This window comes from Salinigranum sp., assembly GCF_041641895.1.
Taxonomy (GTDB): Archaea; Halobacteriota; Halobacteria; order Halobacteriales; family Haloferacaceae; genus Salinigranum.
In genome coordinates this window covers 1-5,764 of the sequence record NZ_JBEPXO010000134.1, presented here as the reverse complement: position 1 = coordinate 5,764, position 5,764 = coordinate 1, and the positions used below count along the sequence as shown (strand labels likewise).

Sequence of the window (5,764 nt, the reverse complement as noted above, 5' to 3'; positions counted from 1 at the left end):
CGAGTTTCATACCGGCTAGACGGGAGGCCAGGTTTGAAACTTTGCCATCCGAGGCCGGGCGGTGGACGGCGGGAGACGGACGGGCGGGTCCGCCGGAACCGGTCAGTGTAGCGTCCGCTCCCGAACCGCAGAATCCGTTCTGATAATCGTCGCGAGGACTATTTGTACTGACACGCGTACACCGTAGCATGAGCGAATCCCTCAGCGACGTCGAAGAAGACATCCGCGAGGACGCCGGTGAACACGAAACTCGCCCCCTCCGCGGGTTCGTCCGGGCGCTTCGAACGGAGAGCGACGACTCGCTGCGGCTTGTCGTCCGGTATCGGGGCGACGAGCACGAGGTGCTGTACGTTCGCGACGACGTCCGCGACACGCTGGGCGACAGCCTGGAGGAACAGGCACGGGCGTTCGCCTTCCGTGGCGTCGGCGACCCGCCACAGGAGCCGGGAATCGAGGGACTTGGAACGCTGGAGTCGACGCTCCGCTGGTACGAGAACGCGCTCGTCGCGACGTTCCCGTACCGGGAGTGGTCGGGGGTCGTCGCGGTGTTCGACCGGGACGAGTCGGCGCTGGTCGACGCGGCACTCGACGAACTACACGAGGGTTAGAACGACGTCCACGACCCGGGTCCGAGCGTCCCCGCGTCAGCACCGCGGACCCGGTACTCGACCGACTCGTCGCCGTCGCGCGTCTCGACGACGCTGTCGAACAGCTGGAGGAGGATGTTCAGTTCGCGCGGTTCGAGTGCGGAGCTGTCGACGGCGAAGGCGCCGACGAAGCCGGAACTGTCGATGCGGCCGGTGACGGCGTGGAGGAACTGGAAGAGCCGTCGGAACTCGGTGTACATGAGCATCGTCGAGAGGGAGTGGACGCCGACGCGGGCCTCGTCCCCACGGTGGTAGAAGCGCCGCATGAACTCCGTGAGGCCGATGCCGACGCCGGTCAGGTCGCCCGGGTTGCTGAGGAAGCGTCGGTTCGCCGTCTTCCGGACGCGCGACTCCGCGATGGTGCCCGTGCAGTCGACGACGGCGAACAGGTCGTCGGGCACCTCGCCGGCGATGGCCTCGAAGGTCCGCGAGACGGCGTCCGCGCTCGTGCGGGTGGTGGCGACGACGGTGCCGCGGTCGGTCGGGTCACCCCCGGCGAGGAGGCGGAGGAGGACGCGCTGTTTGCCGGTCATCACCGGCCCGGAGAGGAGGACGTTCGTCCCGGGGGCGAGTGCGTCCGGGTCGAGCGCGACGGATGCCGACGGCATGGTGCACGAACGACGTTCGACGGCCAAATAGCTGCCGTCCCGTCGGACTCGAGCGGAGGGAAAACGACGCGAGCCGCGTCCGGTCCTGTGGCGTGTGAGCACACCTAATACCGCGGAGTCCGACCGCTGAAGAAACGCTTAACCGGGCACCGAAGAACGATACGCGCATGAAGGTACTCATCACGGACCCCATCGCGGATGCGGGTATCCAACGACTGCGTGAGGCGGGCCACGAGGTCGTGACCGACTACGACGTGGAGGGGGACGCACTGCTCGACGCCGTCTCGGACGCGAACGCGCTCGTCGTCCGCTCGGGCACCGAGGTGACCGAGGCGGTGTTCGAGGCCGCCCCTGGCCTCGTCATCGTCGGGCGAGCGGGCATCGGCGTCGACAACATCGACATCGACGCCGCGACCGACCACGGCGTCGTCGTCGCCAACGCACCCGAAGGGAACGTCCGCGCCGCCGCCGAGCACACCGTCGCGATGGCGTTCGCGACGGCCCGGTCCATCCCGCAGGCCCACCAGCGGCTGAAGGCGGGCGAGTGGGCGAAGGGCGACTACCTCGGCACCGAACTCAACGGGAAGACGCTCGGCATCGTGGGGCTGGGCCGCGTCGGGCAGGAAGTCGCGAAACGGCTCGACTCGCTCGGCATGAACCTCGTCGCGTACGACCCCTACATCGGCGAGGAGCGCGCCGACCGACTGGGTGCCGAACTCGTCGAGTTCGAGGAGTGTCTCGAACGCGCCGACTTCCTCACCGTCCACACCCCCCTGACCCCCGAGACGGAGGGACTCATCTCCACCGACGAACTGGAACTGATGGGCGGGGGCTACCTCGTCAACTGTGCCCGCGGCGGCGTCGTGGACGAGGCGGCGCTGGCTGCCGCCGTCGAGAACGGTACCCTCGACGGCGCGGCCATCGACGTGTTCAAGAGCGAACCGGTCGACGCCGACAACCCGCTCCTGACGGTGGACGACGTCATCGTCACGCCGCACCTGGGTGCCGCCACCGAGGCGGCCCAGGAGAACGTCGCGACGAGCATCGCCGACCAGGTGATGGCGGCGTTCGCGGACGAACCCGTCGTCAACGCACTGAACGCCCCCTCGGTCGACCAGAGCGCCTTCCCGCGCATCCGCCCGTACATCGGCCTCGCCGAGACGGCCGGCAAAGTGGCCGCGCAGGTGTTCGACCAGCGCATCTCCGAAATCGAAGTGAGCTACCAGGGTGAGATCGCCGAGGAGGACGTCGAACTCGTCACCGCCTCGGCGCTGAAGGGCGTGTTCACCCCGCTGGAGTGGCAGGTCAACGCCGTCAACGCGCCGAGCATCGCCGAGGAGCGCGGCATCGACGTCGTCGAGACCAAGTCGCGGCAGTCCGCGGACTTCCAGAGCCTCGTCACCGTGACGGTGAAGAACGAGGAGGACTCCCTCGGCGTCTGCGGGACGCTGTTCGCCGGCGACGACCCGCGAATCGTCCGCATCGACGGTTACCGCGTCGACGCCATCCCGCACGGCCAGATGCTCGTCGCCCGCAACTACGACCGTCCCGGCGTCATCGGCTTCATCGGGACCGTCCTCGGCGACAACGGCATCAACATCGCGGGGATGTTCAACGCCCGGCGCGCGCCGGGCGAGAACGCGGCGCTGACGGTGTACAACCTCGACGACCACGTGCCGCAGGCCGTCCGCGACGAGTTGCTCGCCGACGAGCGCATCACCGAGGTGAAGTACATCACCCTCGACAACGGCGACGAGGAGTAGTCAGGTCACCGACAGCCGGGCTTCAGTTTCGCCTTCAGCTTTCCTTTCGCGGTGCCGGCGATGAACCCCGAGGCCCCGCCGAACCCCGCGCCGATACCGGCACCGAGCGGGCCGAGCGGCGAACCGACGAGCGCGCCGACTGTCGCCCCCGCGGCCGCTCCTTTGCTCGCTTCCTTCCGCTCCGTGCGTGACCTGGACGAACGCGAACAGGGCATACCCGGGGGTCGGGAGTCGAGCGACAAGAGTCTGCGGGCCGGCCGACCGGTGACGGACTGGCGCCGCCGACCGGCGGCCGACTAGCGGCGGTCGACCCAGTCGGCCGCCCGAGAACGCAGGGCCGAGAGGCCCGACCGGAGGCTGTCGAGGAGTCCGTCTTCCGCCGGTTCGGGTGGGTCAGGCGACGACGACGAACGCGACGCGGCCTGTGCGTCACGCTGCTGCAGGAGGTGTTCGTACCGTTCGATGACGGCCTGCTTGTCGGTCGCCTGCTCCCGGATGTACTCGCGGAGCGCTTCGTTCTCGCGGGCGAGTTCGGCGACCCGGTCGTGTTCGTGGGCGACGGCAGCGTCGTGTTCGCGTCGCGGGACGACGGGTGACGGCGGGCCGTTGAGTTGGTTCGGCGTCGGAGGCTGTTGTGTCCGGGGGAGTCGACGATGCGGCGTCGACGTGGCGGAGACACGCTCGCGCTCGCGGTCCGAGTTCGACTCCGGAGGGAACGTTCGCGTGCCCGCCGACGTCTGACTGACGGTTCCGGTTGGGAGGCTCGGGGGCACGGAGGGAGATACTCGGCCGACGACGAAAAGCGTACGTCAGACGCGCGTCACGCACGTTCGGCCCGCGATGAACGAGGGACGGTCGGTGGCTAGAACGGGAGGAGTCGGCGGAGACGGCCCCGGCTCCGACGACCCTCGCCCTCGATGAGGTCCAGCACCGCCGCGGTGTCGTTGGCGACGGGTTCGGGTTCGTTGCCGGCCTCGAACGCCGCGTCGGGGTCTTTCAGCAGGTGACCGGTCGTGAGACAGACCACGTCCTCGTCGGCGTCGACCGCCCCGCTGTCGCGCAGTTTCTTCAGCCCGGCGACGCTCGCCGCGGAGGCGGGTTCGACGCCGACGCCCTCCTTGGCGAGTGCCCGCTGGGCGGCCGTGATCTCCTCGTCGGAGACGGAGACGGCGGTCCCACCCGTGTTGCGGATGCCGGGGAGCGCCTTCGGCGCGTTGACCGGGTTGCCGATGCGGATGGCGGTGGCGATGGTCTCGACCTCCTCCCACCGCCGAACCTCGTCGGCGCCGTTCTCGACGGCTTCGACCATCGGCGCCGCGCCCTCGGCCTGGACGCCGGTGAGTCTGGGCACGTCCTCGGCGTCGAGCGCGCCCGACTGGACGAGTTCGCGGAAGCACTTGTACAGCGCGGCGGTGTTGCCGGCGTTGCCGACGGGCAGGACGATTCGGTCGGGGTAGGTGCCGTGGTCCGCGTGGAACTCCTCGAGTATCTCCAGGCCGATGGTCTTCTGTCCCTCCAGACGGAAGGGGTTCAACGAGTTCAGCAGGTACGCCTCGCCTCTCTCGGCCAGCTCCTGAACGATGTCGAGGCAGGCGTCGAAGTTGCCGTCGACCTCCAGGATGCGCGCGTCGTGGAGCGCCGCTTGAGCGATTTTGCCGGCGGCGACCTTCCCCGACGGGAGGAGCACGAGCGTCTCGAGACCCGCCCGTGCGCCGTAGGCGGCGAGCGCCGCCGACGTGTTGCCCGTCGAGGCACAGGCGAGTCGGCCGACGTCGAGTTCCTTCGCGACCCGGACGCCGACGGTCATGCCGCGGTCCTTGAAGCTCCCCGTCGGGTTCATCCCCTCGTGTTTGACCCGGAGCGTCGAGACGTCGACGGCCTTCTCGAGGCGGGGGACGTGGTGGAGTGGCGTGGCCCCCTCGGGGAGAGAGACGCCCTCCTCGAACGGGAGCGCCGCCGAGTAGCGCCAGACGCCGCGCCCCTCGAAGTCGTCGAACGTCGGCGGGTTCGCGTACCTCACTTCGAGGAGGCCGTCGCAGTCGTCGCAGGTGTAACGGATGTCCGCGAACGGGGCGAACGTCTCACCACACTCGATACACTCCAGCCAGACGTCGCCCGCGACGTCGTCGGGCGCCGTCGGGGTGGCGGCGGTCAACTCCAGGCTCATTGTGCTGTGGCTTGTACCGCAGTACAAAAAGGGGGACGGTCGGGAGCCGGGAGCCAGGAGCCGGGAGAAGACACTTCTCCGGGGAGGTCGAACCGCCGGCCGATGCCCTCCACAGGTGCTACCGACGCGGTCGTGTCGCGTCGCGACGTCCTCCGGGTGGCGACGGCGGCCGTCGGCGCGACGGCCGGACTGGCCGGCTGTGCCTCGCGCGACGGAGCGTTCCCGACGACCGACTGGCCGATGGCCGGCGGCGGGCCGCGGAACCGCTCGGCCGTCGACGCGACGCTCCCGGGAGCCGTGACGGAGGCGTGGCGGACCAGAGTCGGGGGGTGGCGAATCACCTCACCTGTCGTCGCCGACAGCACCGTCTACGTCGGGACCGACCGCCGGTACCGGGCTGTCGACGCTACCGACGGGAGCGAGGTGTGGGAGACGCGCCTCCCCGACCGGGACGCAGCGGGGGTCGCACCCACCGAAGTCGCCGGGTCGCCGGCCGTCACCGGGTCGGACAGCGTCCTCGTCGCCACGACGTACGAGGGTGGACCGGACGGACGCGGCGGGCGCGTCGTCGGGTACGAC

7 protein-coding genes are annotated in these 5,764 nt (G+C 69.7%); 3 read left to right on the top strand and 4 right to left on the bottom strand.

What is annotated here, in order from left to right:
* The first annotated feature begins 188 nt into the window (after positions 1-188).
* Entirely contained in the window at positions 189-608 is a 420-nt protein-coding gene (locus ACESK5_RS18635) for a hypothetical protein (protein ID WP_372913085.1), read from the top strand.
* On the opposite strand, the gene ACESK5_RS18630 is transcribed toward ACESK5_RS18635, so the two are convergent.
* Positions 605-1,255, bottom strand: coding sequence for a hypothetical protein (locus tag ACESK5_RS18630; RefSeq protein WP_372913084.1), 651 nt, complete (start codon positions 1,253-1,255; stop codon positions 605-607). The genes ACESK5_RS18635 and ACESK5_RS18630 overlap by 4 nt on opposite strands.
* 167 nt (positions 1,256-1,422) lie before the next feature.
* Between ACESK5_RS18630 and serA the strand changes: the two genes are divergently transcribed.
* Positions 1,423-3,018: a phosphoglycerate dehydrogenase gene (gene serA, locus ACESK5_RS18625; protein WP_372913083.1), complete on the top strand. Its 1,596-nt coding sequence runs from the start codon at positions 1,423-1,425 to the stop codon at positions 3,016-3,018.
* Positions 3,019-3,023: 5 nt separating this feature from the next.
* Here the strand turns inward: serA and ACESK5_RS18620 are convergent, their stop codons facing one another.
* The 3 genes from ACESK5_RS18620 to thrC form a co-directional block, all read right to left on the bottom strand.
* Positions 3,024-3,233 carry a hypothetical protein gene (locus ACESK5_RS18620; protein ID WP_372913082.1) on the bottom strand — a complete coding sequence of 70 codons (210 nt, stop codon included), beginning with the start codon at positions 3,231-3,233 and terminating at the stop codon, positions 3,024-3,026.
* An 81-nt stretch (positions 3,234-3,314) separates the two neighbouring features.
* Positions 3,315-3,791 carry a hypothetical protein gene (locus ACESK5_RS18615; protein ID WP_372913081.1) on the bottom strand — a complete coding sequence of 159 codons (477 nt, stop codon included), beginning with the start codon at positions 3,789-3,791 and terminating at the stop codon, positions 3,315-3,317.
* An 89-nt stretch (positions 3,792-3,880) separates the two neighbouring features.
* The gene (gene thrC, locus ACESK5_RS18610) at positions 3,881-5,185 is read right to left on the bottom strand and encodes a threonine synthase (protein WP_372913080.1); all 1,305 of its coding nucleotides are present in this window, start codon (positions 5,183-5,185) and stop codon (positions 3,881-3,883) included.
* A gap of 102 nt (positions 5,186-5,287) precedes the next feature.
* Here thrC and ACESK5_RS18605 point away from each other — a divergent pair.
* On the top strand, positions 5,288-5,764 hold a 477-nt coding region (locus ACESK5_RS18605), incomplete at its 3' end, for a PQQ-binding-like beta-propeller repeat protein (RefSeq protein ID WP_372913079.1).